General features: G+C 59.7%; 25 protein-coding genes. 9 read left to right on the plus strand and 16 right to left on the minus strand.

Translation table 11 applies throughout. From position 1 onward, the window contains the following. The first annotated feature begins 126 nt into the window (after positions 1-126). On the plus strand, positions 127-1122 hold the full coding sequence (gene nadA, locus AAC850_RS03660; RefSeq protein ID WP_340587268.1) for a quinolinate synthase NadA: 996 nt from the start codon (positions 127-129) through the stop codon (positions 1120-1122). A 76-nt stretch (positions 1123-1198) separates the two neighbouring features. Continuing rightward, a complete protein-coding gene (locus AAC850_RS03665) occupies positions 1199-2536 on the plus strand; it encodes a DUF2254 domain-containing protein (protein WP_340587269.1) in 1338 nt (445 codons plus the stop codon). On the opposite strand, the gene AAC850_RS03670 is transcribed toward AAC850_RS03665, so the two are convergent. Continuing rightward, on the minus strand, positions 2511-3356 hold the full coding sequence (locus AAC850_RS03670; protein WP_340587270.1) for a DMT family transporter: 846 nt from the start codon (positions 3354-3356) through the stop codon (positions 2511-2513). The two genes, AAC850_RS03665 and AAC850_RS03670, sit on opposite strands and share 26 nt — an antisense overlap. 128 nt (positions 3357-3484) lie before the next feature. On the opposite strand from AAC850_RS03670, the gene AAC850_RS03675 reads away from it, so the two are divergent. After that, positions 3485-4360 (plus strand): HpcH/HpaI aldolase/citrate lyase family protein, encoded by an 876-nt coding sequence (locus AAC850_RS03675; protein ID WP_340587271.1) that lies wholly within the window; start codon positions 3485-3487, stop codon positions 4358-4360. Between the two features lie 9 nt (positions 4361-4369). On the opposite strand, the gene AAC850_RS03680 is transcribed toward AAC850_RS03675, so the two are convergent. Beyond that, entirely contained in the window at positions 4370-4696 is a 327-nt protein-coding gene (locus tag AAC850_RS03680) for a hypothetical protein (RefSeq protein WP_340587272.1), read from the minus strand. A gap of 11 nt (positions 4697-4707) precedes the next feature. Next, positions 4708-5394 (minus strand): lipoyl(octanoyl) transferase LipB, encoded by a 687-nt coding sequence (gene lipB / locus AAC850_RS03685; protein ID WP_340587506.1) that lies wholly within the window; start codon positions 5392-5394, stop codon positions 4708-4710. An 81-nt stretch (positions 5395-5475) separates the two neighbouring features. Here lipB and AAC850_RS03690 point away from each other — a divergent pair, with 81 nt between their 5' ends. Then, positions 5476-6309 (plus strand): hypothetical protein, encoded by an 834-nt coding sequence (locus tag AAC850_RS03690; RefSeq protein WP_340587273.1) that lies wholly within the window; start codon positions 5476-5478, stop codon positions 6307-6309. Between the two features lie 12 nt (positions 6310-6321). Here the strand turns inward: AAC850_RS03690 and AAC850_RS03695 are convergent, their stop codons facing one another. Beyond that, entirely contained in the window at positions 6322-6960 is a 639-nt protein-coding gene (locus AAC850_RS03695; RefSeq protein WP_340587274.1) for a class I SAM-dependent methyltransferase, read from the minus strand. 85 nt (positions 6961-7045) lie between these two features. Next, positions 7046-7390, minus strand: a complete 345-nt coding sequence (gene arsC, locus AAC850_RS03700; RefSeq protein WP_340587275.1) for an arsenate reductase (glutaredoxin) — start codon at positions 7388-7390, stop codon at positions 7046-7048. 210 nt (positions 7391-7600) lie between these two features. Between arsC and AAC850_RS03705 the strand changes: the two genes are divergently transcribed. Next, positions 7601-9742: a TonB-dependent receptor gene (locus AAC850_RS03705; protein ID WP_340587276.1), complete on the plus strand. Its 2142-nt coding sequence runs from the start codon at positions 7601-7603 to the stop codon at positions 9740-9742. Between the two features lie 24 nt (positions 9743-9766). On the opposite strand, the gene AAC850_RS03710 is transcribed toward AAC850_RS03705, so the two are convergent. Then, entirely contained in the window at positions 9767-10318 is a 552-nt protein-coding gene (locus AAC850_RS03710) for a (2Fe-2S)-binding protein (RefSeq protein ID WP_340587277.1), read from the minus strand. 199 nt (positions 10319-10517) lie between these two features. Between AAC850_RS03710 and AAC850_RS03715 the strand changes: the two genes are divergently transcribed. Then, positions 10518-11942 carry an MATE family efflux transporter gene (locus tag AAC850_RS03715; RefSeq protein WP_340587278.1) on the plus strand — a complete coding sequence of 475 codons (1425 nt, stop codon included), beginning with the start codon at positions 10518-10520 and terminating at the stop codon, positions 11940-11942. On the opposite strand, the gene AAC850_RS03720 is transcribed toward AAC850_RS03715, so the two are convergent. The 3 genes from AAC850_RS03720 to AAC850_RS03730 form a co-directional block, all read right to left on the minus strand. After that, positions 11903-12697: a response regulator gene (locus AAC850_RS03720; protein WP_340587279.1), complete on the minus strand. Its 795-nt coding sequence runs from the start codon at positions 12695-12697 to the stop codon at positions 11903-11905. The two genes, AAC850_RS03715 and AAC850_RS03720, sit on opposite strands and share 40 nt — an antisense overlap. Before the next feature lie 299 nt (positions 12698-12996). After that, the gene (locus AAC850_RS03725; protein WP_340587280.1) at positions 12997-13431 is read right to left on the minus strand and encodes a response regulator; all 435 of its coding nucleotides are present in this window, start codon (positions 13429-13431) and stop codon (positions 12997-12999) included. Between the two features lie 66 nt (positions 13432-13497). After that, positions 13498-14652 carry an N-acetyltransferase gene (locus AAC850_RS03730; RefSeq protein ID WP_340587281.1) on the minus strand — a complete coding sequence of 385 codons (1155 nt, stop codon included), beginning with the start codon at positions 14650-14652 and terminating at the stop codon, positions 13498-13500. 154 nt (positions 14653-14806) lie between these two features. Between AAC850_RS03730 and AAC850_RS03735 the strand changes: the two genes are divergently transcribed. Further along, positions 14807-15892, plus strand: coding sequence for a fatty acid desaturase family protein (locus tag AAC850_RS03735; protein WP_340587282.1), 1086 nt, complete (start codon positions 14807-14809; stop codon positions 15890-15892). Between the two features lie 53 nt (positions 15893-15945). Here AAC850_RS03735 and AAC850_RS03740 read toward each other — a convergent pair whose 3' ends face one another. The 6 genes from AAC850_RS03740 to AAC850_RS03765 all read right to left on the minus strand — a co-directional run bounded on the left by AAC850_RS03740 (position 15946) and on the right by AAC850_RS03765 (position 22273). Continuing rightward, positions 15946-16227 carry a hypothetical protein gene (locus AAC850_RS03740; protein WP_340587283.1) on the minus strand — a complete coding sequence of 94 codons (282 nt, stop codon included), beginning with the start codon at positions 16225-16227 and terminating at the stop codon, positions 15946-15948. 101 nt (positions 16228-16328) lie between these two features. Further along, on the minus strand, positions 16329-17426 hold the full coding sequence (gene lptG, locus AAC850_RS03745) for an LPS export ABC transporter permease LptG (RefSeq protein WP_340587284.1): 1098 nt from the start codon (positions 17424-17426) through the stop codon (positions 16329-16331). Continuing rightward, positions 17416-18702: an LptF/LptG family permease gene (locus AAC850_RS03750; RefSeq protein ID WP_340587285.1), complete on the minus strand. Its 1287-nt coding sequence runs from the start codon at positions 18700-18702 to the stop codon at positions 17416-17418. The genes lptG and AAC850_RS03750 overlap by 11 nt, the downstream gene beginning before the upstream one ends. 86 nt (positions 18703-18788) lie before the next feature. Next, a complete protein-coding gene (gene clpS / locus AAC850_RS03755) occupies positions 18789-19169 on the minus strand; it encodes an ATP-dependent Clp protease adapter ClpS (RefSeq protein ID WP_340587507.1) in 381 nt (126 codons plus the stop codon). A gap of 244 nt (positions 19170-19413) precedes the next feature. Further along, positions 19414-20259 (minus strand): phasin family protein, encoded by an 846-nt coding sequence (locus AAC850_RS03760; protein WP_340587286.1) that lies wholly within the window; start codon positions 20257-20259, stop codon positions 19414-19416. A 139-nt stretch (positions 20260-20398) separates the two neighbouring features. After that, a complete protein-coding gene (locus AAC850_RS03765; protein WP_340587287.1) occupies positions 20399-22273 on the minus strand; it encodes a PHA/PHB synthase family protein in 1875 nt (624 codons plus the stop codon). A 149-nt stretch (positions 22274-22422) separates the two neighbouring features. Between AAC850_RS03765 and AAC850_RS03770 the strand changes: the two genes are divergently transcribed. Then, positions 22423-23622: an LL-diaminopimelate aminotransferase gene (locus AAC850_RS03770; protein WP_340587288.1), complete on the plus strand. Its 1200-nt coding sequence runs from the start codon at positions 22423-22425 to the stop codon at positions 23620-23622. 170 nt (positions 23623-23792) lie between these two features. Beyond that, positions 23793-24467 carry a winged helix-turn-helix domain-containing protein gene (locus AAC850_RS03775; protein WP_340587289.1) on the plus strand — a complete coding sequence of 225 codons (675 nt, stop codon included), beginning with the start codon at positions 23793-23795 and terminating at the stop codon, positions 24465-24467. A 10-nt stretch (positions 24468-24477) separates the two neighbouring features. On the opposite strand, the gene AAC850_RS03780 is transcribed toward AAC850_RS03775, so the two are convergent. Beyond that, the gene (locus AAC850_RS03780) at positions 24478-24765 is read right to left on the minus strand and encodes a PilZ domain-containing protein (RefSeq protein ID WP_340587290.1); all 288 of its coding nucleotides are present in this window, start codon (positions 24763-24765) and stop codon (positions 24478-24480) included. Between the last annotated feature and the right edge of the window lie 8 nt (positions 24766-24773).

A 24773-nucleotide genomic window follows, 5' to 3' on the forward strand; every position in this document is an offset into this window, starting at 1 on the left:
CATTGCAACTTGGCCTGTTGGCGGTAGGGCTAGCGGCGAACTCGTGGGCGCGGGCAAGGAACACGCTCGCATCTTGCCACGTTGTCTCTATATTCAAGGCAACACGAAATTGGACAGGGCCACCAGATGACCGACCAGACTGCCATTCCTACAGGCGTCGACCTGCGCGAAGAGATCGACCGCCTGCGCAAGGAGCGCAACGCGGTAATCCTCGCACATTACTACCAGAAGCCCGAATTGCAGGATCTGGCCGATTTCGTCGGGGATTCGCTCGAACTGAGCCGCAAGGCTGCGGAGACCGACGCGGATGTCATCGCCTTTTGTGGCGTGAAATTCATGGCCGACACTGCCAAGATCCTCAGCCCCGAGAAAATCGTCGTGCTGCCCGATATGGACGCTGGCTGCTCGCTCGAGGACAGCTGCCCGCCGGACAAGTTCCGCGCTTTCCGCGAAAAGCACCCCGACCACATCGCGCTGACCTACATCAACTGTTCGACTGAGGTGAAAGCCCTGTCGGACGTGATCGTAACCAGTTCCAGCGCCGAAACGATCCTGTCGCAGATTCCTGAAGACCAGCCGATCATCTTCGGGCCTGACCGCCATCTGGGCGGCTATCTCAACCGCAAGTTCAACCGCGACATGCTGCTGTGGCCGGGCGTGTGCATCGTGCACGAAGCCTTTAGCGAAAAGGAGCTGCTGAAGCTGAAAGCGCAGCATCCCGACGCGCCCATCGCCGCGCATCCGGAGTGCCCGCCGGTTATCATCGACCATGCCGATCATGTCGGCTCGACCAGTTCGATCCTGCAATTCGCCAAGACCTTCACCGGCGACACGCTGATCGTGGCGACCGAGCCGCACATCATCCACCAGATGGAAAAAGCCCTGCCCGAGAAGACTTTTCTTGGTGCGCCGGGTGCGGACGGCAACTGCAACTGCAACATTTGCCCGTACATGGCGCTCAACACGATGGAAAAGCTGTATCTGTGCCTGCGCGATCTCGAACCGCGTATCGAGATCGAGGAGCAGTTGCGGCTCGATGCCAAGAAGAGCCTCGACAAGATGCTCGAAATGGCAAGCGGCACCATCGGCAAGGGCGACCTGGGCGATCCGGACGGCGATTGATGGTCCGCTCGGACCGGGGACTTACTCCCTTGGTCCATGTTGGCAACCAAACGCCGGACCGAGCGTTGGAAAACACATGCCTGCTGAAATAAAATTCTTCTGGGCGCGGCTGAACGCCAATTACTGGTTCTATCCCGCGCTGTTCTCTATCTTCGCCGCCTTTCTGGCGATCGCGATGATCTGGCTAGACCGTTCAGGATTCTCGTCCTTCCTGAACAATGTCGAGTGGATAGCCCCGGCGCGTCCGAAGGGCGCGGCCGATATGCTCACCGTGATGGCAGGGTCGATGATCGGCGTTGCGGCCACCGTGTTCTCGATCACCATCGCCGCCGTCGCCTATGCCAGCGGCAATTATGGCCCGCGCCTGCTTACCAATTTCATGGAAGATCGCGGAAACCAGCTTAGTCTTGCGACCTTCATCGGCACGTTCGTTTACGCGCTGATCGTGCTGCGCAGCGTGCGGGCGGAAGATGAAACGCCGGCATCGGGCGCCGACGCAGCCGCGACGATCCTGCCCGGGTTCACGCCACAGCTATCCTTGCTCGTCGCCTATATCCTGATGGCCATTTGTGTTGGAGTATTGGTCTTCTTCCTCAACCACATTCCCTCTTCGATCCGCATCAACAAAGTGCTGGAAGGCATAGGCAATCGCTTGTTGGTAGCTATTCGTGCCACCTACCCGATCGAGGACGAGCTGGGCGAAGCGCGCGAAGCGCAGGGCGGCAAGGAATTGACCGCGTGGGATACCGGCTATGTCCAGATGATTGATTTTGCCGATCTGGAGGAGATCGCGCGTGAACACGGGGCAATCATTTCGCTGGTGGTCCGCACCGGCGATTTCGTACACCGCGAACTGCCACTTCTGCGAATAGATGGCGCCGACCCCGAAGAGCTTGAAGACGAACTGCGCGGTTGTTTCACGCTCGGCCCCACGCGTACCCCTGAACAGGATCCGCAATTTCTGATCGACGAACTGGTAGAAATCGCATTGCGCGCCCTCTCACCGGGTATCAATGATCCTTTCACCGCCATAACCGCGCTCCATTGGCTGGGCGCAGCCACTGCAGAAATCGGCCGACGCGACCTGCGCAAGGACGTTTGCGGCGATAGCGAGGATTGCCCGGTCATCCCGCGTGCCGACGGTTTCGACCATTATGCAGAGCGCGGCTTCGGGACGATCCGCAGCGCCGTCGCGACAAGCCATGCCGCAGCGCAGGTCATGCTCGAGGCGCTGGAAAATGCCTCGGTCCCGATTCAGCATCCGGGCCGGCGCGCCATCTTGCGACGCGAAGCCGAGGCATTGCTGGCGCAGGCTCGCAACGAGCTAGACGGGCCGGACTTGAAGGCTGTGGAGGATCGTTTTCGTCTCTATGCGCAGCGCATTCCGGCTAGGCACGTACGCGAGGCATCGTAGCCTTCGCCAGCACAAGCGCGCTGCCCACCAGTGCGATCCCCACGAAATCGAGCGGAACAAGCACCTCGCCGAACCGGAGCCATCCCACAACCGCGGCAATCGCCGGCTGTGTGAGCAAAGCAATGCCGATGATCAGCGGCGAGAAGTGGCGCAGCGCGTAAACAAGCAAGCCTTGCCCGAAAAGCTGGCTCGATAGCGCCAGCATCACGACCGGAGTCCAGTCGGTAGGCCAGAATGGCTCGCCAAGCGCAAGGGCGGTGAAGAGCAGTATCGGCGTGCTCGCCAATCCCGCCCATGTCAGCAAGGCCCAGCCACCAAGCGACTTGCGAGCGTCCTGGGCGAGCAGAAGATAGCCCGCATAAAGAAGTCCCGCGAGCAGGCAGAACAGATCCCCGATGAAATTCGCCTGCGAGATTTCCAATGAGCGACCGAGCAGGATTATCGCTCCGGTCAGTGCTGCCAGGATCGCGGGCCATTCGCGCCCATGCGGCAGGCGGCGGAGTGCAATGAATGCCCACAGCATCAGGATGACGCTTCCCGAATTGCCGAACAGCACCGCGTTCGCCAGCCGTGTTTCGCCGATGCCCAGATGCCAACTCGCGATGTCGAAGCCGAAGAAGACGCCCGCAAGCAGCACCAGTCCGCCGCCGCGCATCCCCAGTCCCGTCAATTTCTGGCCATTGGCAATGGCAATCAGCGCGAGAAACGGCAGCGCCAAAGCCAATCTCCAGAAACCCGCGGAAACCGGCCCGGTATCGGCAAGCCGCACCAGCCACGGCCCTACGGCCAGCGCGGCATTGCCCGCCAGCAAAGCAGCCATCGGCAGTGCGCGGCTTCGAATCTCCTGCCCCAAATGGTCCACACATCCGGTCTAGCGCGACACCCAGCCTTGGCTATAGGTAATAGAAATTCGATTAGCGGAGAATGTCATTGCCCATACGGTCCTGGATGTTTGTGCCCGGTGACAGCGAACGCAAGATGGCCAAGGCACCCGCCAGCGGCGCTGATGTGGTGATCTTCGATCTTGAAGACGCGGTCGCTCCCAGCGCCAAGGAAGAAGCGCGAAAGTTGACCCGCGATTGGCTGGAAGCCCGTGACCTAACCGCCGAGCAGGATAAAAGTGCACCGCAATATTGGGTGCGCATCAATCCACTCGATACGCGTCTGTGGCAATATGACGTGGAAGCTGTCCTGCCGGGCAAACCTGCCGGGCTCATCGTTCCAAAGGTCGATGGCCCGCCACAGCTCAAGCGCCTCAACAAGCTCCTGTACGAACAGGAATCGCGCAACGGAATTGTCCCTGGCGATACCAAATTGCTGCCGCTTGTCAGCGAAACTGCCCATGCGGCCAATAATATCGCGGCCTATGGAAAGAGCCGCCAATACACCGCCCGACTGCTCGGACTGAGCTGGGGCGCGGAAGACCTTTCTGCCGCCATTGGTGCCAGTCGCAAACGTGATGATCGCGGGATCTGGACCGACCTGTTCCGCATGGTTCGCGCGCAGACGCTGCTTGCTGCGCATGCCGCAAATGTCGCTGCGATCGATACGCTTCACGCCGATTTTCGTGATGAGGACGGTCTCAGGCGCGTAGCCCGCGAAGCCTATCAGGACGGTTTTTCCGGCATGTTGGCAATCCACCCCGCCCAGGTTGCGATTATCAACGCTGCCTTCACGCCCAGCGAGGCAGAACTGGCCGAGGCGCGTGCCATCGTCGATCTGTTTACGGAAAATCCCGGCGTGGGCGCATTGCAGCTGGATGGCCGGATGATTGACCAACCGCATTTCGAACAGGCGAAGAAGCTGCTCGCAAGCGCGGGTTAGCCCAGAGGCCTACTCGTCTTCGGCGTCAGCCTCGCTGTCCGCCTGTACCGCAGGTTCACTCTCGCCTTCGGCGATGTCGCCGCTCCGCTCATTATCTGCAGAGCTTCCCACTGGCGATCCGCCATTGCCGCTCTCACCGGCCTCGGGTTCTGCGAGAGGAGCTTGCGAACGAACCTGGTCGAGCGGCAGCATATCATCGCTGATCGAACCTTTGAGCACTTCGCCCGAAGCTTCTCGCGTGCCGTCTTTCGTATCTGTCGCGGCTTCGCCTCCGCACGCCGCCAGCAACAGGGCGGTTGGCAGCACGATGGCCGGAAAGGCGAAACGACTTGTCATGCACACATCCTCTATTGGTCTTCCAGCGCACGGAGGAACTCCCCGGCTCGCGCCAGCAATGCCTCATCCCATTCATCCGGTGCAACCGCTTTCCCAAGCTCGGCCATGCTGGTGACGCCGTATTCGGCAATCCCGCACGGGACGATCCCGGCAAAATGGGCAAGGTCGGGAGACAGGTTCACCGCAAATCCGTGCATTGTCACCCAGCGCCGAACGCGGACGCCGATGGCACCGATCTTAGCTTCGGATCCGCCCGCACCTCGCGTCCAGATGCCGATCCGGTCGGGAACGGCGAAGGCCTCCACGCCAAAATCACCGAGCGTATGGATGACCCAGTCTTCCAGTCTGTGGACGAAGGCGCGCACGTCGCGGTTTCGCTTGGCGAGGTTCAGCAGCACATATGTCACCCGCTGCCCCGGCCCGTGATAGGTATAGCGCCCGCCGCGTCCGGTCTTCACGACATCGAAGCGCGGGTCGAGCAATTCATCAGCGTCGGCGCTGGTCCCGGCTGTGTAGACCGGCGGATGTTCGAGCATCCAGACGAGCTCACTCGCTTCCTCATTCGCAATGGCGGAGTTGCGCAATTGCTGCTCGTCCATCGCCGAGCGGTAGTCCACCAGCCCTTCGGAACGGCGCCATTCGATGCCGTCCGGCAGTCGGTCGGGCGCAGATGAAGAACGGTGTTCGGCAGATTTCATGTTGGTCACAGGCTTGCAGCGGTTGCACGAGCGGCCTTGCGCAGCCTATCAGACAAAGCAAGAGCAATTCGGGGAACGGGCATGGCGATCAAGCTGGATATGGGCAAGGCGTGGAACGAGGCAGTTGCCTTGCTTTCCGCCAACAAGGATGTGGTGCTGATCATCGCAGGGGTCTTTTTCTTCCTGCCGAACGCCATCGGAAACGTCGCCTTGCCGCCGCCCGCAGAGCTGGAAGCGCTCGCGGCATCAGGTGGCGAACCCGATATCGAGGCGATCGGGGCGATTTTCCGGGAATACATCAACAATGTCTGGTGGGCGATACTCCTCCTCAGCCTGATCCAGGCAATCGGGATGCTGGGGCTGCTTGCTCTCTTGACGGACCAATCGCGTCCGACTGTCGGCCAAGCGCTCGGTTTTGGCACCAAGGCGCTGATCCCCTATTTTCTGACGCAAATCCTGTCGGCCGTGCTCATAATGGCCGTGGCCGGCTTACTGATCGGACTGGGCGCACTCATCAATCCGGCGCTTGCTGCCCTGATGGCGCTCATCGCGCTCGTGCTGGTGGTCTACCTGATGGTGAAATTCTCGCTGTCCTCGGCAGTGATCGCAATCGAGAAGGCCTTCAATCCGCTGCGGGTGCTGCAACGCTCTTGGAAGCTGACGAAGGGCAATTCCCTGCGCCTGTTCGGCTTTTACCTGCTGCTGCTCATCGTTTTCATCGTCATTTCGATGGTCGCGGGAATGGTCTTCGCCATCTTCGCGATCATGGGCGAGCAGATCGGCTTTTTCGCGACCGCAATTGGCGGCGGCTTGCTCAGCATGGCCCTTTCTGCCGTGATGGTGGCCGTGTTCGCAGCCTTGCATCGTCAATTGTCGGGTGCATCCAGCCCGGCAGAGATAGGAACCTTCGACTGAACGTCGGGCGTATCAGGAGGCGTCTGTGCCCTCTTTCCAGCCCCAGGCGAGTACGCAAGGCGGAATGTTGCGCCAGACGAAGCCTGTTTCCACGCGCGGGAAATAGCGCGCGGTAAGGTCGCGTGCCTCGCCTTTGAACTGGTAAGTCATGAAGGCACCGCCCGCAGCCGTGACGCGGTGGGTGGCAGCAACGATCTTCGCGCCGACACCTTCAGGCAAGGTCGAGAACGGAAGGCCGGACAGGACAAAATCCGCCTGTTCGTGACCGATTGAACGTACGATCTGTTCCACGTCTTCCGCTGACCCGAGAACTGCGTGAAAGCGACTGTCGCGGATCGTGCGCTTGAGATAGTCGATGTAGAGCGGATTAGTGTCGATCACCAGCAGCTCGCCGCCACGCGGCAGGCGGTCGAGCACGGGCTGGCAAAAGGTGCCAACGCCCGGACCATATTCGACGAACAGCTTGCAGCGCTGCCAATCGACCGGTTCCAGCATGGCATCGATAGTTACGCGCGATGACGGAATAATCGATCCGACCATTCGCGGCTGTTCAAGGAAACCACGGAAAAATACTCCAGCCGGGCCCATTGCGCGCAAGATACGCTGGCCCAGGCCGGGTCGGCGCTGTTGCGCCAGGTCACTACCCTTCATGGTAAGATACTGTCCTTCAAACCCATACAAGTTTCACGCGTTCGCATTGCTGGTGCCCCATTGCAAGCCGTGATGGCGCGCCAAGTCAGAGTATTTCCGTGACTTTTTCCTTCGGGCGACACAGCCTCACACCCTTGTCGGTTTCCACCAGCGGACGTTCGATCAGGATCGGTTCGGCTGCCATTGCATCCAGCACCGTGGCGTCGTCGGAGTCGGGCAATCCGCGCTCTGCTGCGTCAGTGCCGCGCATGCGCAAACCCTCCCCGGGCGTCATCCCGGCATCGCGGTAAAGCTGCGCCAGCTTTTCCCGACTCGGCGGCTGTTTGAGATATTCGATCACCTCGACCTCTACGCCGTTGGCCTCCTGCAAAATCGCCAGTGTATTGCGCGAAGTGCCGCATTTCGGATTGTGCCAGATGGTCGCTTTCATGCGTAAATTCTCCTTGCTGTAGCACCGTTGCCTAGCGCGCGAAAAAAGTGCCGCCAAGCGCACTTTCACTGTTGCCACTGATAATCATTCTCATTAGGGCTGCTTTTGCAAATCAATCGCAATAAGACTCGCAGACTGAGGGAATTTACCATTCGTACTACCGTTTTCCGCTTTGCCTTGCTTGCCAGCAGCGCTGTTTCCGTGATGCCAATGACAGCCCAGGCTGAAGATGGCGCACCCGAAGAAACCTTTGTTGAAAGCGACAACCACGTCCAGGGTCAGGAGATCGTGGTCGAGGGAGAGTTTCTCTACAGCGACCAGGTTAACGCCGTGCGCACGCCCACGCCGATCATCAACGTGCCGCAAAGTCTCTCAATTGTCACTGCTGACGAGATCGAACGGCGCGGCTACACCAGTATCGGCCAGATTGTCGATTACACGCCCGGCGTGACCACTTCGCAGGGCGAAGGCCACCGCGACTCGATCGTATTCCGCGGCGTGCGCTCTACCGCAGACTTCTTCATCGATGGCATGCGCGACGACGTTCAGTATTACCGCGGGCTGTACAATCTGGAGCAGGTCGAGATCCTGCGCGGACCCAACGCCCTGCTGTTCGGACGCGGGGGGACTGGCGGCATCGTCAACCGCGTCACCAAGAAGGCCGTCGTCGGGGAGAATTTCGGAGGCGGCCAGGTCGCGGTCGATACCTTTGGCGAGTTCGGCGTGCAGGGCGACATCAATCTCGCTGCTGCGGACGGTGTGGCCGTGCGTTTCAACGCATCCTACGAAAACCTCGCCAACCACCGCGATTTCTTCGACGGCAAGCGCATCGGCGTGAACCCGACCGTCCGCATCCAGCCGACCGACAGCACGACGATCGACCTGTCATATGAATATGCCAACCACGATCAGTTCGTCGATCGCGGCATCCTGACCGGCGCCGATGGCCGCCCGGTGGAAGCGTTTCAGGATATCGTCTTCGGCGACCCCGAGCTCAACTTCACCCAGCTCGAAGCGCATCTCCTGCGCGCCAGCCTGCAGCAGGAATTCTCGGAGAATGTGAAGGGCGTCTTCAGCGCGTTCTACGGCGATTACGACAAGCTCTATTCGAATTTCTACGCATCAGACTACAACCCGCTCGCATCGCCGGACTTCGTGACTCTCGATGGCTATGTCGATTCGACCCAGCGCGAGAACTTGATCCTTTCGGGCAATCTGATCAGCGATGTCGACACCGGCAGCATCCATCACACCATCCTTGTCGGCGGCGAATATATCAGCACCTCTTCTGATCAGGATCGCTTCAATTCATTCTGGGATACGACCTCGGACGATAATGAGATCTTTGCGATTGCCCGCCCGCTTGCGCTGAACGGCGGCATGGGTATCGGCTTTGCGACCGATCCCAACGGCGTGCCCACCTCCAACGATTTCACGGTCGACATCAGCGATGACACGCGCGTATCGATCGACGTGTTCTCGCTCTACCTGCAGGACGAGATCGAAGTGACCGACTGGCTCCACCTGATCGTGGGCGGACGCTATGATTCCTTCGATATCGAAGTGAACAATGTCGTGGCGAATGACCTGCGCACGCGCCGGGACGAGGAGTTTTCACCACGCGGCGGGATCATCCTCAAACCGCAGGACAATATCTCCATCTACGCCAGCTATTCGCAAAGCTTCCTGCCGCGTTCGGGCGAGCAGTTCGCCAATATCAACGGTGGCAATGATGCACTGGCGCCCGACACCTTCACCAACCTCGAAGCGGGCATCAAGTGGGACTTCATGGACGGTCTGAGCCTCACGGCTGCTATCTTCGATATCGAGCAAAGCTCGCCCCAGCCCAGCGACACCGATCCGGCGACGCTCGATGTGATCGATTCGAACATCCAGGGTGCGGAGCTGCAATTGCGTGGCCACGTGGCCGAGGGCTGGTTCGTTTCGGCAGGTTACAGCCATCTTGATGGCGCGCAGGTCGATGCTTTCGGCAACGAAGGGCTACGCCCTCGCGAATTGCCCGAACATACGTTCTCGCTGTGGAACCAGGTGCAGGTGACCGACCGCTTTGGTCTTGGCCTGGGGCTGACCCATCAAGGTGAAAGCTTCATCACCAATGGCAATGTGACCTACACCGGCCTTGGCGGCGACAGCGTCACCACGCGAGCCACATTGCCCGCCTACACGCGTATCGATGCCTCGGCCTTCTACGAAGTGTCTGACAATTTGCGCTTGCAGGTCAATGTCGAGAACCTGACGGACACGCTGTATTTTCCCAATTCGCACAGCACGCATCAGGTCAGCGTCGGCGCTCCACTGAACGCACGCTTTGCGGTGAGCGGCAGGTTCTGACGCAATCCAACGCCGTGGAGGGCCCTAGTCCCCCCCTTCCTCCACTCCGCGCAATGCGGGTACGGCGCGCGCCGCGTCCGCCGGGTCTATACCCGGAGCGGGCGCGGCGCTGATCGTTTCACGGCGACGGGTCACACGGCCTGCGCGCTGGATTGCAGCCACAAGGCGAGGGTAGACACCGCACCTGCACAAGTTGGGCACGGCGTCGCGTATGTCCTGCTCGCTAGGGTTCGGATTACGCCGGATCAGGGCGGCGGCAGCGATAGCAATTCCGGGAGTGCAGAAACCGCACTGGATCGCCTGCTCACCTACCAATGCCTGTTGCACCGGATGCGAACGGTCACGGCTCAACCCTTCGATCGTCGTGATATAGCGCCCTTCGGCCTCTGCAATGGTGACAAGACAACTGCGGAGCGCTTCGCCATCGACCAAGACCATGCAGGCGCCGCAATCGCCCACGCCGCAGCCGTATTTCGCGCCCGTCAGGTTGGCTGCATCGCGCAGGGCATGGAGCAACGGCGTTTCGGGGTTCATGTCGAATTGCACTGGCCGGTCATTCACGGTCATTGCGGGCATAGAAGATTTTCCGTCAGTTGCACCGTTTCCGGTCTGGCCAATTACCCTTGCGCAACTGGCCTGCGAAGTCGAGCATGGCGCGTCCAGACATCGATATTTTGCGTGGAAGCGCGCATTGATTGGCCGCGCTTGTTGATCGGTTGACACTGCCGCCCTAGTGCCAATGTGCGGTCATTCCGGCCGGCGGCAGCGGGGTTTCATGGCCGAAACGCAAGACGAACAAGGCAAGCGCGCGAAATTGGTCCATGGCTCCATCACCGGCCATCTGGTCGGCCAGACCTCGCCCGCGATTGTCGGCGTGGCGGCGATCATGTCGGTCGGCATCATCGATGCCTATTTCATTGGCCAGTTGGGCGGTGCGGAACTGGCCGCAATTGCGTTCATCTTCCCCGTCATCACCGCGCTCAGTAGCCTGGGCGTCGGCGTAATGGTCGGGATCAATTCCGTTGTGAGCCGCGCGCTGGGCGAAAGGGACCACGACCGCGCCCTGTCGCGTGCCAATCTCGGCATGGTGCTTGGCCTGGCGGCAGGCCTCACCCTCGGACTGGTCCTGTATGCGATACGCCTGCCACTGTTCTCACTGATGCAGGCCGATGCCGCGATCCTGCCACTGATCGACGAATACATGGCACCATACGCACTCGGCTTCCCGCTGATGATGACAATGATGGGCATGAACGGTGTTCTGCGCGGGCAAGGCGCGGCCAAGAGCAATACCGCCGTGCTGATCGTCTATTCCGCTTCCAACTGGATACTCGATCCACTGCTGATCACCGGCGCATTCGGATTTGCCGGCTATGGCATTGCAGGCGCGGCATATGCCACGATTGGCGGCTGGGTGGCCGCCATCATGTTCGCCGCTTGGCTGCTGAAGAAACACGACCTGCCGTTCGCACCAGCCTCCATGCGGGGATGCAACTGGAAGGTGCAGCTTGCGGCGATTTCACGCGTGGCAGGGCCTGCCGCCTTCACCAACTCGATCAACCCCGCAGGTCTCGCCGTGCTGACCGCGCTGCTGGCGGTAGAAAGCCAGGCCGCCGTTGCCGGCTTCGGCGCAGGCGGCAGACTGCAGAGCTTTGCCGTCGTGCCCTTGCTGGCTATGTCGGGCTCCATCGGCAGCATCGTCGGCCAGAACTGGGGTGCGCGGCAGTATGACCGGGCTCGCAGCGCATTGGTGCAGGCGGGAATGTTCGCCATGGCGTACGGACTGTTTGCGGCGATCGTCCTGTTCATGGCGCGCGAATGGTTCGCCGACCTTTTCAGCGATGAGGCAGCTGTTCTGGCAGCGACCACGCAATATCTTGCCATCTCGGTATGGGGTTACGCCGGTTACGGCGTGCTGATTACCGTAAATGGCGCGCTCAATGCGATTGACCGGGCGGCAAATGCGCTTGCCCTGTCGCTGTTGCGGGTATTGCTCGTGATGGTGCCTTTCGCGTGGCTGGCACGCGCCGCGCTCGGCACGAAGGCTGTCTATATTGCAGAACTAAGTGCCAATTTGCTCGGTGGACTAGCCGCGGTAACAATCGCCTGGTGGGTGATGTGGCGGGATGCCGAACACAGCCACCAGGCTATTGCAACGCCTCAGTCGAGCGGGCGTGTCGAACCGAAGAACAGCGCCTGACTGATAGCCGCGCGGACGGTGTCTTCCTGGAACGGCTTGGTGATGAGGTAGGTCGGCTCGGGCCGGTCACCGGTCAGCAAGCGTTCGGGATATGCGGTGATGAAGATCACCGGCATCGTGTCGATGGCGAGGATATCGTCCACCGCGTCGAGGCCTGAAGACCCGTCTGCCAACTGGATATCCGCGAGCACGAGGCCCGGCGTCTTTTCGGCGACCACTTCCTTCGCCTGGGTGCGCGTGGCGGCAGTGCCGCAGATTTCGTGACCGAGCGAGCGGACCAGATCTTCGAGCTGCATCGAGATCAGCGGCTCGTCTTCGATGATCAGCACGCTGGTGGTGTTCTCACGCTGGATCTCGGCCACCGCTTCCTGAACGAGCCTGTCGACGTCGCTTTCGCTGACATCCATGATCTGTGCCGCATCTGCTGGCGTGAAATCCTCGACCGTGGTCAGCAGGAGCGCCTGCCGGTTGAGCGGCGTTATGCGCTTGAGCTGGTCGCGAGCAGCGGCCTCGTGACCGTTACCGCCCGAATCATTTTCAGCGACTTCCATATAGGCACTGGCCCAGACCTTGTTGAACGCCGCGTAGAGCGGAACGCGCCCTTCACGGAGCGAATCGGCCAGCTCTTCATCAGCCAAAGCGGCTTCAAGCGTGGCTTGGACAAAGGCGTCGCCGGTTGACTGAGAACCGGTGAGTGCACGGGCATAACGACGGAGAAATGGAAGATGAGCTGCTATTTCGGCCCCAATGGACATATTTACCCTTCCCGAGAAACTGGATGATCATGAACGCCCTGCCATACACTCGGTTCCGACGAAAGTAACAGATGCGTTCGATCCGACGTGATCGGATATGGCTCCACCAGACCAAAAAGCAAAAAATTCTGCAACCCGTGGGAACTAAGAATGCGCGCGCTCATTTAGGCTTTATCACCGCCGAGCCCCCCCTCCCGTCCAAACCGGCTGGTGATACGATCCCGAAGGCCTCCGTTCGAAAGAACGGGGGCCTTTTTTTGGCCAATCAAGGCTTTGCGGCAGGAAGGCGGGTGGGGAAATCAGGAAAGGAAACGACCGAACAGGCCACGTTTGCGGCCTGCCGTCAATTCCTTGACGAGCAATTCGGGATCATAGGGCTTCTCGAAAACCGGGCCCATTTCAGCGATATTTTCCGGAATGTCTTCGGGCGATCCGGTCGAGAAGGCAATGCGCGGTCGCCGCGTACCGAGCATGGTGACCAGTTCGGCAATCGCCCAGCCATCGTCACGGTCGCCAAGATGGACATCCAGAACGATAGCGTCGGTGCGTTCGGGATCTTCGAGATGCTGCATTGTCGCCTGCATCGTCTGGCAAATCACGACTTCGGCCGTTCCGGCACGCAGGAAAGCATCTTCGAGTGCCATCGCCAGGATCGGGTCATCTTCGACAAGAAGCACACGGCCCAGCGGCTTGGCTCGCGCCTTGTTCTTCTTCTCGACCGACTGTGATTTCACCAACTGAACCCTCCGAACGCAGGAATCGCGTCTGCTGGCTCAACGTCGCGCGCGCCTTCGCGGTTCCTACAAGGTCTTGCCGTAAACACGATACTCGCGATTGACCTGTGAATCTATCGCATCGGCAATCGCCACCATTCCTTGGTTGTCCTCGAGAATCCAGCCAACTTCGCCACGCTTTGCGCCGTGTTTTTCTACGGCATAGCGGCGGATATATTCGATCATCATGAAAGCTAGCTGGCTGGCGAGGCGCGAGTTCTGGTATTTCTTCACAACACCCATCAGCGGTACGCGAAAGCCCGCGTCCTGCGGGTTGCGCAGCCACCACAGCAGCTTGGCCCAGTTGAACGGAAACAGCTTGCCGTTGAAGTTTTTTTGCAGGTGGTTGATGTCGGGCCACGAAAGCATGAAGGCCGCTGGCTCCCCATCGACCTCGGCGATCATGTTCGCCCCTTCAAGGATCAGCGGTTTCAGCTTCTTCGCGCCGTAGGCCTTTTCGGCTTCCGTGAAGGGCACGAAGCCCCAATTGCCGGACCACGCATCGTTGAGAATGTCGATGCAGATCGCCGCCTCTTGGTCAAAGCGCGATTTGTCCACCCGCCGCACAGTAATCTTGCTCGATCTTTCACCCGACGAAATGATCCGCTCGATAAGCGGCGAGAATCCCTGTCGCACATCAAGGTCGTAAGTGAACAGCCGTTTGGCCGTTTCATACCCCTGAGCTTCTATCCAGCCTTCATATTCCGGCTTGTTATGCCCCATCAGGAGCATGGGAGGGTGGTCATGCCCTTTAACCAGAAGGCCGATCTCTTCCCAGACGGACAGGCTGATCGGAGCCAGAACGCGGGTCATGCCCTGCTCGCGCAGCCATTCTTCGGCGCGCGCTATCAGGGCTGCGGCAACCACATCATCGACCGCTTCGAACATGCCCCAATTGCCCGTACCCGGCCCCATGCCCTGTTCGGGCGGCTGCGCCAGCGCCAGCTCGTCATAATGCGCCGAGATGCGCCCCACGACTTCGCCATCGCGCCGGGCGAGGAAAAGTTGCACTTTCGCGTGTTCGTGAAACGGGTTTTTCCCCGGGGTCAGCAGTTCGACCATGTCAGCTCGCAGCGGCGGCACCCAATTGGGGTCATCTGCATTCAGTCGATAAGCGCAATCGATAAATGCATTCAGCTCGCCCTTGCCCGTCACCGGCACGATATCTATCTGGCTGTTCACGTTTCCTGCCTGTTTGTTCAATTGGCGTTGTTCATCAGGCAGCAGCCCTGCTTGTGCTTGAGGCGGTATGTCAAGCGCGCCCGATTTGCGCTATTGGCCCAAGAACACAGCGGACATGCCGCAACACGGAACAGATTGAAGAGTTTTCATCGCGATGAGTGCGACGACCATTCCTGAAGATGCGAGCACCGGCCCCGCTGCCGGAGGCCGCCGTGTGCACGCACAGATTCCTGACGACAAGGCGATGCTGCGCGCCGCGGTGGAGTTGACCCGCGATATCAACACCGCGCGTCCCGAAATCTACTGGCCCGACATGCTGCTCAGCACCGCGATCGGCTATGGCGCGCTTGCTGGTGCGATACTGTTCGAACCGCTCTGGCTGGCAATCCTGAGCGGCCTCGTCGCCATTTTCGCGCTTTACCGTGCGCTGCTGTTCATCCACGAAATCAGCCATCTGCACCGCGATGGCCTGCCCGGCTTTCGGACAGCGTGGAACCTGCTGGTCGGCATTCCCATGCTCACGCCCAGCCTGATGTATGACAGCGCGCACCGCATTCACCATACGCGCACCCGCTATGGCACGGTCGAAGATCCCGAATATATGCCGCTGGCATTGATGAAGCCGTGGAGCCTGCCGCTGTTCGTGCTGGTCGCCGCGCTGGCGCCTGTCGCGCTGGTGGTGCGCTGGGGTATTCTCGCGCCCCTTGGGCTCGTGATCCCACCGCTGCGCCGTTTCGCTTGGGAGCGTTTTTCCACCCTTGCGATCAATCCCGAATTCCGTCGTCGTCCGCCAGAGGCGAAGGAGCGCAATTGGTATCTGTTCCAGCAGGTAGGTGCGAGCATCTGGGCAATTTTCCTGATGACCACGCCGTTCTGGCTGGGCTGGAAGCCCTTGCTGGTCGCCATGATCATCACCGCCGCTGTCGCCGTGTTCAACCAGTTGCGCACGCTTGTCGCGCATCTTTGGGAAAACGAGGGCGAAGCGATGACGGTGACTGCGCAATATCTCGACAGCGTGAATGTCCCGCGCAATATTGCTGCGGTCTGGGCGCCGGTTGGCCTGCGCTATCACGCGGTGCACCATTTGATCCCGTCGCTGCCCTACCATTCACTGCACGAGGCGCATCAGCGCATCAGCGCGCATCTGGGTAAGGGCTCCACATTCGAGGAAGCGAGCCATCGCGGAATGTGGCCGCTGGTCGGCCGGATCGCGAAAAGCACGATGGGAAAGCGTAACTAAAAAAGGCCCCCGCAACGCGAGGGCCTTCTTTCTTTGACGTATCTGAAGTCTGCTTAGTCGACTTCGACTTCGAGCGATGGATCATCCGATACATCGGCGCGGATCGAGGTGTCGCCATCGTTGATGTCGGCAGAAACCCCGTCTTCGCTGATGGAGACCCTGTCGCCATCCATGGTGTCGCGTTCGTCGACGATTACCGTGTCGGGCGCATCCTGAGCAACTGTGCCTTCCTCGGCAGTCATCACTTCGCCATCCACCGTGTCGTCTGTTGCGCCGTCGCACGCTGCGAGCGACAGGGCAGCTGTAGCCGTAAGGGCTGCAATAAACTTCTTCATGGACCATACTCCTTGATGTGAACCATGGTCGGCAAAACGCACCCGGTGACCCGCGCGTTCCCAAAAAAGGCAAAAATGTGGCAAGCCGTGGCTGGAAGAGATTATTCTTCTGTCCGGATCAGGACTGTTTCACCAACCAGCAGGAACAGGAAGAACGGTGCCCAAGCGGCGAGCAGGGGCGGATAACCGCCAAAACTACCCATTGCCAATGCCGCATTATCGACGACGAAATAGGCAAATCCCAAGGCCATGCCAAAGATGGCACGAACGAAAAGATTGCCCGAACGCGCCAAACCGAAACCTGCGACGGCGCCCAGCAAGGGCATGAGCATGGCCGACAGCGGGCCGGAAATCTTGTGCCACCATTTCGCTTCCAGCTCATCGGTGCGGCGGCCGGACGATTGCAGTGCTGCAATACTCCGCGAAAGCTGCGGCAAGGTCTCCGCATCCGGATTGACGCGGCCGAGTTCGACCTGCCCCAGGGTCACGCCCTGTGCGATGGTCAGTTCGTCGATTTCCTGCGTCTGTGCGCGGGCGACAGAGAAGGCGCTGGCGTTCTGCAATTCCCAGCCCGGGTCGGCAAAACGCGCTGAATCGGCATTGATCTGGCGCACGATCATGCCGTTATCGTCACGCTCGTAAAAGGTAACGCCGGTGAAGACGGTGTCTTCCGCCGTGCCCGAGGCGCTCGCGGCCATCAGGACATCGCGCCCGTCGTTGAAATAGACATTGCTGCGCGTCGCCGGATCATCCGGCACCTGCGCAAAATCAACACCTTCCCATGCCGAAAGCGTGGCATTGGCGCGGGTGACGACACGCTCGTTGAAACCGAAGGAAATGACCGAGACGACCAGTCCGCTCAGCAGCAGCGGGGCAAGGATCTGATGCGCCGAAAGCCCGGCAGCCTTCATCGCGATCACTTCAGAATTCTGGTTGAGGCCGGCAAGCGTTATGATCGTTGCGAGCAGCACAGAATAGGGCAGGAACCTGGACGCAAGCTGTGGCAGGCGCAACGATGCGTATTTCCAGATTTCGGCGTCGCCATTCCCTTCAACAGCAAGGATGTCGCCGGTCTTGCCGAGCAGGTCCAGCATCAGCAGCACGAGCACGAGCATTGCAAGAACGGCAATGATGCGCAGCGCGAACATCTTGGCGAGGTAAATCGTCAGTCGACGCGAGGGGAAGAAATCAAGCAGCACCGCGCGCCTCCTGCAAGACTTCGTCGAGCGCCTCTATCTCGTGCTCCATTTCGCCGAATTCACTTTCCGGCACCACGCCTTTCAGGCGGTTGCGACCGAATATGCGGCTGATGGCGCGGCCGATCTTGGCATAGAACGCCTCGAGGAAGCCGATGGCCTGTCCGCCGGGGACGAAGGCGACCTGATAATACATCCACGCAATCATCGCGACAAGGACCGCAAAGGGACCCCACAACGCCAGGAACGGATCCAACTGGCCAATCGCGGCCACTTCCGCTCCATACTGGTTGACCTTGTGATAGGCGACCACGATCACGATCGAGAGAAATACGCCCAGCGCACTGGTCGAACGTTTTGGCGGGATCGCCAGTGCGACTGCAAGCAATGGCAGCATGATCATCATCAGCACCTCGACCATGCGGTAGTTCAAATTGGCGAGGCTCCCTGCCCGCTCGATATCGCTGCTCTGCGGGCTCCAGCCGATCTCCAGCAGTTCGGGCAGGACATATTCGCGCTCATCCTCGCCGCGTTCACGGAAGGCCTGCAGAGCGGGCAGGTCGATCGGCAGATCGTGCTGGCTGAAACTGAGGACACGCGGCGTGTCGCTCACCGGATCGTGTACGATCGTACCGTCGACCAACCGGAGGATGATCGTGTTGCGATCCTCGCGATTGGCAAGGAAACGACCCTCTCGAGCCGTGATCGCAAGGACCTGGCCATTGTCGTCAGCCAGGCGCGCGAAAATGCCGCGAAGTTCGCGTCCGTCATCCTCGCTCCCCTCGATGCGGAGCGCCATGCGGTCTTCGATCGTGTTGAATTCTCCCACCTTGATAGACGCGCCGAGTGCGCCTGAGCGCAGTTCGTATTCCATTTCCTCATAGGCAAACCGGGCCTGCGGCTGGATAAATCCGACGATCGCGAAATTGAGTGCCATCAGCGCAAAGGTAATGAGATAGGGTACGCGCAAGAGCCTAGTGTAGGATAATCCGACCGCTCGCATCACGTCCAACTCGCTCGATAACGCAAGCTTGCGGAACGCAAACAGCACACCCAGCATCAAGCCAAGCGGAATCGCCAGTCCGGCATATTCTGGAATAAGATTGAGCAGCATCTCGAAAACGACCCCCACCGGGCCGCCTTCCATGCTGACGAATTCGAACAGACGCAGCATTTTTTCCAGCATCAGCAAGCTGGCGGCGAGCACGAACACGCCGATCATCGGCACAATCGTGAGCCGGAAGATATAGCGATCTGTGGCGGTGATAAAGCGGGACAAAAGGTGCGTCTCGTTGCTGCTGGTCAGCAGGCCTTAGCGGCAATCGGGCTGCGGGTCAGCCCCGTTGAACCCCGTTGAGCCGCGCTTCAGGCTTTTTCAAGCGTGCATTGCAAGGGATGCTGGTTTTCGCGAGCGAAATCCATCACCTGGTTCACCTTGGTTTCGGCGACTTCATAGGGGAAAATCCCGCAAACCCCCACGCCGCGCTGGTGCACATGCAGCATCACGCGGGTTGCTTGTTCCATGTCCATGCGGAAAAAGCGCTTCAAAACGAGCACGACGAATTCCATCGGCGTGTAATCATCGTTCAGCATCAGCACCTTGTACTGGCTCGGCTTCTTGGACTTGGTGCGGGTCTGCGTTGCAACGCCTACCTGCCCTTCGTCCACGCCGTCATCATCACCTCCGGCATCGTCGGCATCGCCATTGCCCGCACCGATAGCAGGATCGGTAACGACGGAAGCCATGGCCCATGTGCGGGCGGTTTCGATGGTGCGGTTCTGAATCATGAGTATCGGCGAATATCGTATCAAGCGCGAAACCTGCAAGGGGTGGTTTGGTGTTTCATTTACCAAAACCGCTTGGAGAGGTTCCCCGATCTGATGCCAGCCTCAAAACAAAAGGACCGGACAGCTTGCGCTGCCCGGCCCATTGTACCGGTCGCCATCACGAGGAGGGGGAGAGGATGGCGATCGGAATAAGCTGTGTCGCTTAGGCGACCTTCGAAAGCTTTTCAGCGGCTACGTTGACGCGGCCCGAAATCGGAGCAGCGGCGTCGTTGGCCAGCTTCATCGCAGCGTCGGTGTTCTTCGAAGCGGTGGCAACCATCGCGTCGAAGTTACGACGAAGGATGTTGCCCTGCAACTGGAACAACTCGGTCGGGCTCTTGACCGAAGCCATCTGCTTCAGATCGGCAGTCGCGGCTTCGTAAGCATTCTTGGCTTCGTCAGCATAGGACTGGCCGAGCTTCTGAACGCCTTCAGCGAAAAGCTTGCCGCTTTCGACGACGGCTTCAACATTGCCCTTTGCGAACTCGGTCGCTTCGGTCATTGCTTCGGCGCTCTTGTCGTAAGCGGACTGGGCGCGGGTCTGCAATTCGTTGACCGCGTCGGTCATCGTTTCGGTCATTACATTGGTGTAATCGGTGGTCTTGGTGGCCATGATTTTTTCCTTGAGTTGGGTAACAGTTGAATTCGATTTGACCGCTGCAGCCTTCTTTGCAGGCTTGGTCTTCGCAGCAGCCTTTGCAGGTGCCGCTTTCTTCGCAGCGGGCTCCTTGGTTGCGACCTTCTTGGCAGCGGGCTTCTTTGTTGCAGCCTTCTTTGCCGGAGCCTTCTTTGCCGGAGCCTTCTTGGCAGCGACCTTTTTCGCCGGAGCCTTCTTGGCAGCCGGCTTCTTGGCCGCAGCCTTCTCCGCGGGAGCCTTCTTCGCAGCGGGCTCAGTAATTTCGGCCTTCGGAGCAGTTTGTTTGGCGGTGTTCACCGCTGCCGCGTCGGCATAGGCCTTCACAGCGCTGTCCTCGGTCTTGGACTTGGTCTCAGTATCTGACTGGGCCATGTTTCCTCGCTTTCGTGGCCGCACCTATTGCGACCTCTTGTTGCAGTGCACAAAATAGGATTGTGCAAGCGCGAAGTCAAGGAAAATGTTGCAGTGCACAAAAACGCAAGAAGGCAATAGTTACAACGCTTTGCGCTGTCTACCGCATTTTTACATAGCGCCCGGGCGCATCTTCGATAGCCGGATTGGCCTTGCCGCCCGGTTTGCGCACACCGGTGGCTTTCAAGCGCTTCGAATCATGCGATTCGATCCAAGCGAACCAATCCGGCCACCAGCTTCCGGGCGTTTCGGATGCGCCATCCACGAAGGACTTGAGCGAATCGAAATCACCCTCATTGGTCCAGTACTGATATTTGTTCGCCCCGGGTGGATTGACCACGCCAGCAATATGACCGCTGCCTGCCAGCACGAACCGGATCGGTCCGGAGAAATGCTCGGTAATCTTCCAGACGCTTTCGGGCGGGGCGATATGATCTTCCCTGCCTGCCTGAATGTAGCTCGGCGTTTTTACCCTGGTCAGATCGATCGGCGTGCCGTCGGCACTTAGCGCGCCGGGCTCGACCAGCAGATTGTCACGGTACAGGTCGCGCAGATAAGCCGCGTGCCACTTGGCGGGCAGATTGGTCACGTCGCCGTTCCAGAAGAGCAGGTCGAACGCCGGATATTCTTCGCCCAGCAGGTAATGATTGACCACGTAGTTCCAGATCAGATCGCTACCGCGCAGCATGTTGAAAGCGGCAGCCAGATAACGCCCATCAAGATAGCCGCCCTTGGACGCCTGTCGTATCATTTCCAGCTTGCCATCATCTATGAACAGCTTGAGATCGCCGGCGTGCTGGAAATCGACCTGCGCGGTAAAGAACGTCGCACTCTTCACCTTGTCCGCCTCCCCACGCTCGGCAAGGACCGCCAAGGTCCCGGCCAGCGTCGTGCCGGCCACACAATAGCCAATCGTATGGACGCTGGGCACTTTCAGCCTTTCGCGCACGACATCGATCGCTTCGATCTGCGCGCGGAAATAGTCGTCCCAGTCAATATGCGTCAGGCTTTCATCGGCGGAGCGCCAGCTCACCATCACCACGGTCAGGCCCTGTTCCACCGCCCAACGCACAAAGCTCTTCTTCGGGTTGAGATCGAGGATGTAGAACCGGTTGATCCATGGCGGGAAGATCACGAGCGGTGTGGCGATGACTTCCGGCGTGCTTGGCGAATACTGGATCAGCTGGAACAGCTCTGTTTCATAGATCACCTTTCCCGGCGTCGCCGCGATGTTTCCGCCCACTTCGAACTTGCTGGTGTCGGTGTGGGTAAGCTGTCCCTTCTCCAAATCGGCGGACAGCCGCTCGATCCCGCGCATGAGGTTGTCGCCACCTGTCTCCATAGTGCGTTCGAGCACGACCGGGTTCATTAGCGGAAAGTTCGCCGGACTCATCGCATCGAGCACATTCTGCGTGGCAAAGCGCAGGTTCTTGCGGTCTTCATCAGAGAGGCCCTCGGCCGTGTCGACGCTTTGGCTCAATCGCTCAGCGAACAGCAGATAGGTTTGATGAATCAGCGCGAAAACGGGTTGCTCTCGCCAGGCCTTGTCCTTGAAACGGTTATCGCGGCGAGGCAGTTGCGGATCGCTCTCGCTTTCGCCGGCATCGCCCTTGTCTGCATATTGCGCCAGCACATCCTGCCAAAGCTCGATCCCGTCAGACAGAAGCTTTTGCTGCGCGGCAAAGTCCAGCATCGGCGCGGTCGCCGACCATTCCTGCATCGCCTTCATCCATGCAGCGGGATCCGCGAGCATGGGCGCGGGACGCTGGTCTTCGGGAAGACAGAACTGCAACCACGTCTTCTGGAATTCCATCATGGCCTCGCCCATCGCATCAACCGTGGTGCGATCGGGCAGCGAGGATTCGGCGTCCGGCGCGAAGGTAAGCATCATCTGCCGGGCGGCCTCGCCCTGCATACGCAGCATTTCGGTAAAGATGTCGGCGGGGTCCTGCGGACCGTTGTTCTTGTCACTCATGCACCGGTTATACGCGAATTTGGCACAATTGGGAGCAACATACTTATGCGTGACCTGCAAGTATTCCGGGCGCGATACTGCGCGTTGCGCTGTCAGCAGCTTTGCGCCATTGATGCTTGTGAAACAGCAGCATCATCCCAAGGGTTGAGATGGACAACGACTTCTACCGTATCAAACGCCTGCCACCTTACGTAATCGCCGAAGTCAACGCGATGCGAGCTGCGGCGCGCGCGGAAGGTCGCGATATCATCGATCTCGGCATGGGTAATCCTGACCAGCCGCCGCCGCCGCATGTCATCGAAAAATTGTGCGAAGTGGCGCAAAAGCCCGATGCGCATGGCTATTCGCAGTCCAAGGGCATTCCCGGGCTGCGCAAGGCCCAGGCCGATTATTACGAACGCCGTTTCGGTGTCGAACTGGATTCCGAGAGCGAAGTGATCGTTACGCTCGGATCCAAGGAAGGGCTCGCCAGCCTTGCCACCGCCATCACCGCGCCCGGCGATACCATCCTTGCGCCCAATCCCAGTTACCCGATCCATACATTCGGCTTCATCATCGCCGGCGCATCGATCCGCTCTGTCCCGACAACGCCTGACGAAGATTACTGGAAAGCTCTCGAGCAGGCGGTGAACTTCACCGTCCCGCGCCCGACGGTTCTGGTCGTCAATTTCCCATCCAATCCCACTGCCGAGGTTGTCGACCTCGAATTTTACGAGCGGTTGGTCGACTGGGCCAAGTTTCACCAGGTCTGGCTCCTTTCCGATCTCGCCTATTCGGAACTGTATTACGACGGCAAGCCGACACCCTCGATCCTCCAGGCCAAGGGCGCGAAGGATGTCGCGATCGAATTCACCAGCCTTTCCAAGACCTACGGAATGGCCGGTTGGCGGATGGGCTTTGCGGTGGGAAATCGCACGCTGATCTCGGCACTGACCCGGGTGAAGAGCTATATCGACTATGGCGCATTTACACCGATCCAGGCCGCTGCCTGCGCCGCACTCAACGGACCGCAGGACTATGTCGAAACCAACCGGCAGATGTATCACAAGCGCCGCGATGTGATGGTAGAGGCCTTCGGCCGCGCGGGATGGGATATTCCCCCGCCGCCCGCCAGCATGTTCGCCTGGGCGCCTTTGCCACCGGGGCTCAAGGACATGGGTAGCCTGGAATTTTCCAAACAATTGCTCACCCAGGCCGAAGTCGCCGTCGCTCCGGGTGTCGGCTACGGCGAGGATGGCGAGGGATTTGTGCGGATCGCCATGGTCGAAAACGAACAGCGGCTGCGTCAGGCAGCGCGCAATGTTAAGCGCTATCTACAAAGCATGGGGGTCAACACGCCTTCGGTTTGACACGGTATAAATGCTTGATACTTCATCAAGTAGCATCAGGCCGAGGGTAATTACGCACTTGCGCATAGTCACCGAAAAGGGTGACGTGTCCGCAACACGGTTTTCGGAGCAGCGGATTGCCATTTTTCGGCTGGATTGCTGAGGGGACAGAACCACCTGCTAAGTGGGACTTGCGCAGCCATGGCTGGTCGCTGTGCCACGGAACATGCGGCTGCCGCGCAGAATGCCGCCATGTACTGGTGTGCGACACGCGCCACCTTTCCCCGGACCACCGGCTGGCCATGGCAGAAGCCGACCGTCCGGCATGGCGCCTCATCCTCCTCGGCGTGGAAGACCCGGCCGAGCGCGCGCGCTTGCTGAACCTGGGTTGCGCCGAGGCCCTGCCCGCTTCGACCGACAATTTCGAACTTCAGGCCCGCGCAAAACGTGTCAGCGATATGTTTGGCATGCTGCCGCGGTGGCGCAGCTTCGGCCCGCTGACACTGGACCTGTTTCATCGTGACGCACGGCACGGTGCCCGCTGGCTCGGCCTTCATCCGCGTGAGTTCGGAGTAATCTGGCGGCTCGCCGATTCGCCGGGAGAACGCGTTTCACGCAAGCAACTGCTCAAAGACGTCTGGCGAATCAATCACGATCCCGAGACCAACAGCGTCGAAGTCCATGTATCGCGGCTTCGCACGAAGCTGGCAGATGCGGGTTGCGAAGGGTTAGTCGCCACGGCTCCGCGCGGCGGCTACATGCTCTCCGAAAGCAGCCAATTCCTGCTAGGCAGCACTTCGGGTGAGCAAGACGCGCTCGACGCTTATCTGCGCGATCTTGGTTGGGTGAAGGAACCCTCGGACTAGCAGCCCGGCCCTAGCGCGATACCATGGCGTCGAACTTGTCGAACACAGTTTCGTGAAGCGGTTGTTCGAACGCAATGCCGGCGCGGCCGTCTTCAAGCCAGACCAGTTCCGAAGGCTGCGCCGAAAGTCCCGGTAAAGTCACGAGCACACGGTCACCCGGCGATGCGGTCCATCCGCGCGCTTCGACCATTGCTCCGCCAATGGAGATATCGAGCACCTCCAGCTCCGCGCTCATGCCCCGGCGCGAACGGCATTTGATGCGCAGCACGTCCTTTTCCTGCGCGGCGAGCGAAACCATGGTCGATT

It is taken from the genome of Erythrobacter alti (genome assembly GCF_037996805.1).
Lineage (GTDB): Bacteria > Pseudomonadota > Alphaproteobacteria > Sphingomonadales > Sphingomonadaceae > Alteraurantiacibacter > Alteraurantiacibacter alti.

Excerpts from the sequence above, each read along its gene's own strand:
- nadA (WP_340587268.1), top strand. The coding sequence starts at position 127 with ATGACCGACCAGACTGCCATTCCTACAGGCGTCGACCTGCGCGAAGAG.
- AAC850_RS03665 (WP_340587269.1), top strand. The coding sequence starts at position 1,199 with ATGCCTGCTGAAATAAAATTCTTCTGGGCGCGGCTGAACGCCAATTAC.
- AAC850_RS03670 (WP_340587270.1), bottom strand. The coding sequence starts at position 3,356 with ATGGCTGCTTTGCTGGCGGGCAATGCCGCGCTGGCCGTAGGGCCGTGG.
- AAC850_RS03675 (WP_340587271.1), top strand. The coding sequence starts at position 3,485 with ATGTTTGTGCCCGGTGACAGCGAACGCAAGATGGCCAAGGCACCCGCC.
- AAC850_RS03680 (WP_340587272.1), bottom strand. The coding sequence starts at position 4,696 with ATGACAAGTCGTTTCGCCTTTCCGGCCATCGTGCTGCCAACCGCCCTG.
- lipB (WP_340587506.1), bottom strand. The coding sequence starts at position 5,394 with ATGAAATCTGCCGAACACCGTTCTTCATCTGCGCCCGACCGACTGCCG.
- AAC850_RS03690 (WP_340587273.1), top strand. The coding sequence starts at position 5,476 with ATGGCGATCAAGCTGGATATGGGCAAGGCGTGGAACGAGGCAGTTGCC.
- AAC850_RS03695 (WP_340587274.1), bottom strand. The coding sequence starts at position 6,960 with ATGAAGGGTAGTGACCTGGCGCAACAGCGCCGACCCGGCCTGGGCCAG.
- arsC (WP_340587275.1), bottom strand. The coding sequence starts at position 7,390 with ATGAAAGCGACCATCTGGCACAATCCGAAATGCGGCACTTCGCGCAAT.
- AAC850_RS03705 (WP_340587276.1), top strand. The coding sequence starts at position 7,601 with ATGACAGCCCAGGCTGAAGATGGCGCACCCGAAGAAACCTTTGTTGAA.
- AAC850_RS03710 (WP_340587277.1), bottom strand. The coding sequence starts at position 10,318 with ATGCCCGCAATGACCGTGAATGACCGGCCAGTGCAATTCGACATGAAC.
- AAC850_RS03715 (WP_340587278.1), top strand. The coding sequence starts at position 10,518 with ATGGCCGAAACGCAAGACGAACAAGGCAAGCGCGCGAAATTGGTCCAT.
- AAC850_RS03720 (WP_340587279.1), bottom strand. The coding sequence starts at position 12,697 with ATGTCCATTGGGGCCGAAATAGCAGCTCATCTTCCATTTCTCCGTCGT.
- AAC850_RS03735 (WP_340587282.1), top strand. The coding sequence starts at position 14,807 with ATGAGTGCGACGACCATTCCTGAAGATGCGAGCACCGGCCCCGCTGCC.
- AAC850_RS03740 (WP_340587283.1), bottom strand. The coding sequence starts at position 16,227 with ATGAAGAAGTTTATTGCAGCCCTTACGGCTACAGCTGCCCTGTCGCTC.
- clpS (WP_340587507.1), bottom strand. The coding sequence starts at position 19,169 with ATGGCTTCCGTCGTTACCGATCCTGCTATCGGTGCGGGCAATGGCGAT.
- AAC850_RS03760 (WP_340587286.1), bottom strand. The coding sequence starts at position 20,259 with ATGGCCCAGTCAGATACTGAGACCAAGTCCAAGACCGAGGACAGCGCT.
- AAC850_RS03765 (WP_340587287.1), bottom strand. The coding sequence starts at position 22,273 with ATGAGTGACAAGAACAACGGTCCGCAGGACCCCGCCGACATCTTTACC.
- AAC850_RS03770 (WP_340587288.1), top strand. The coding sequence starts at position 22,423 with ATGGACAACGACTTCTACCGTATCAAACGCCTGCCACCTTACGTAATC.
- AAC850_RS03780 (WP_340587290.1), bottom strand. The coding sequence starts at position 24,765 with ATGGTTTCGCTCGCCGCGCAGGAAAAGGACGTGCTGCGCATCAAATGC.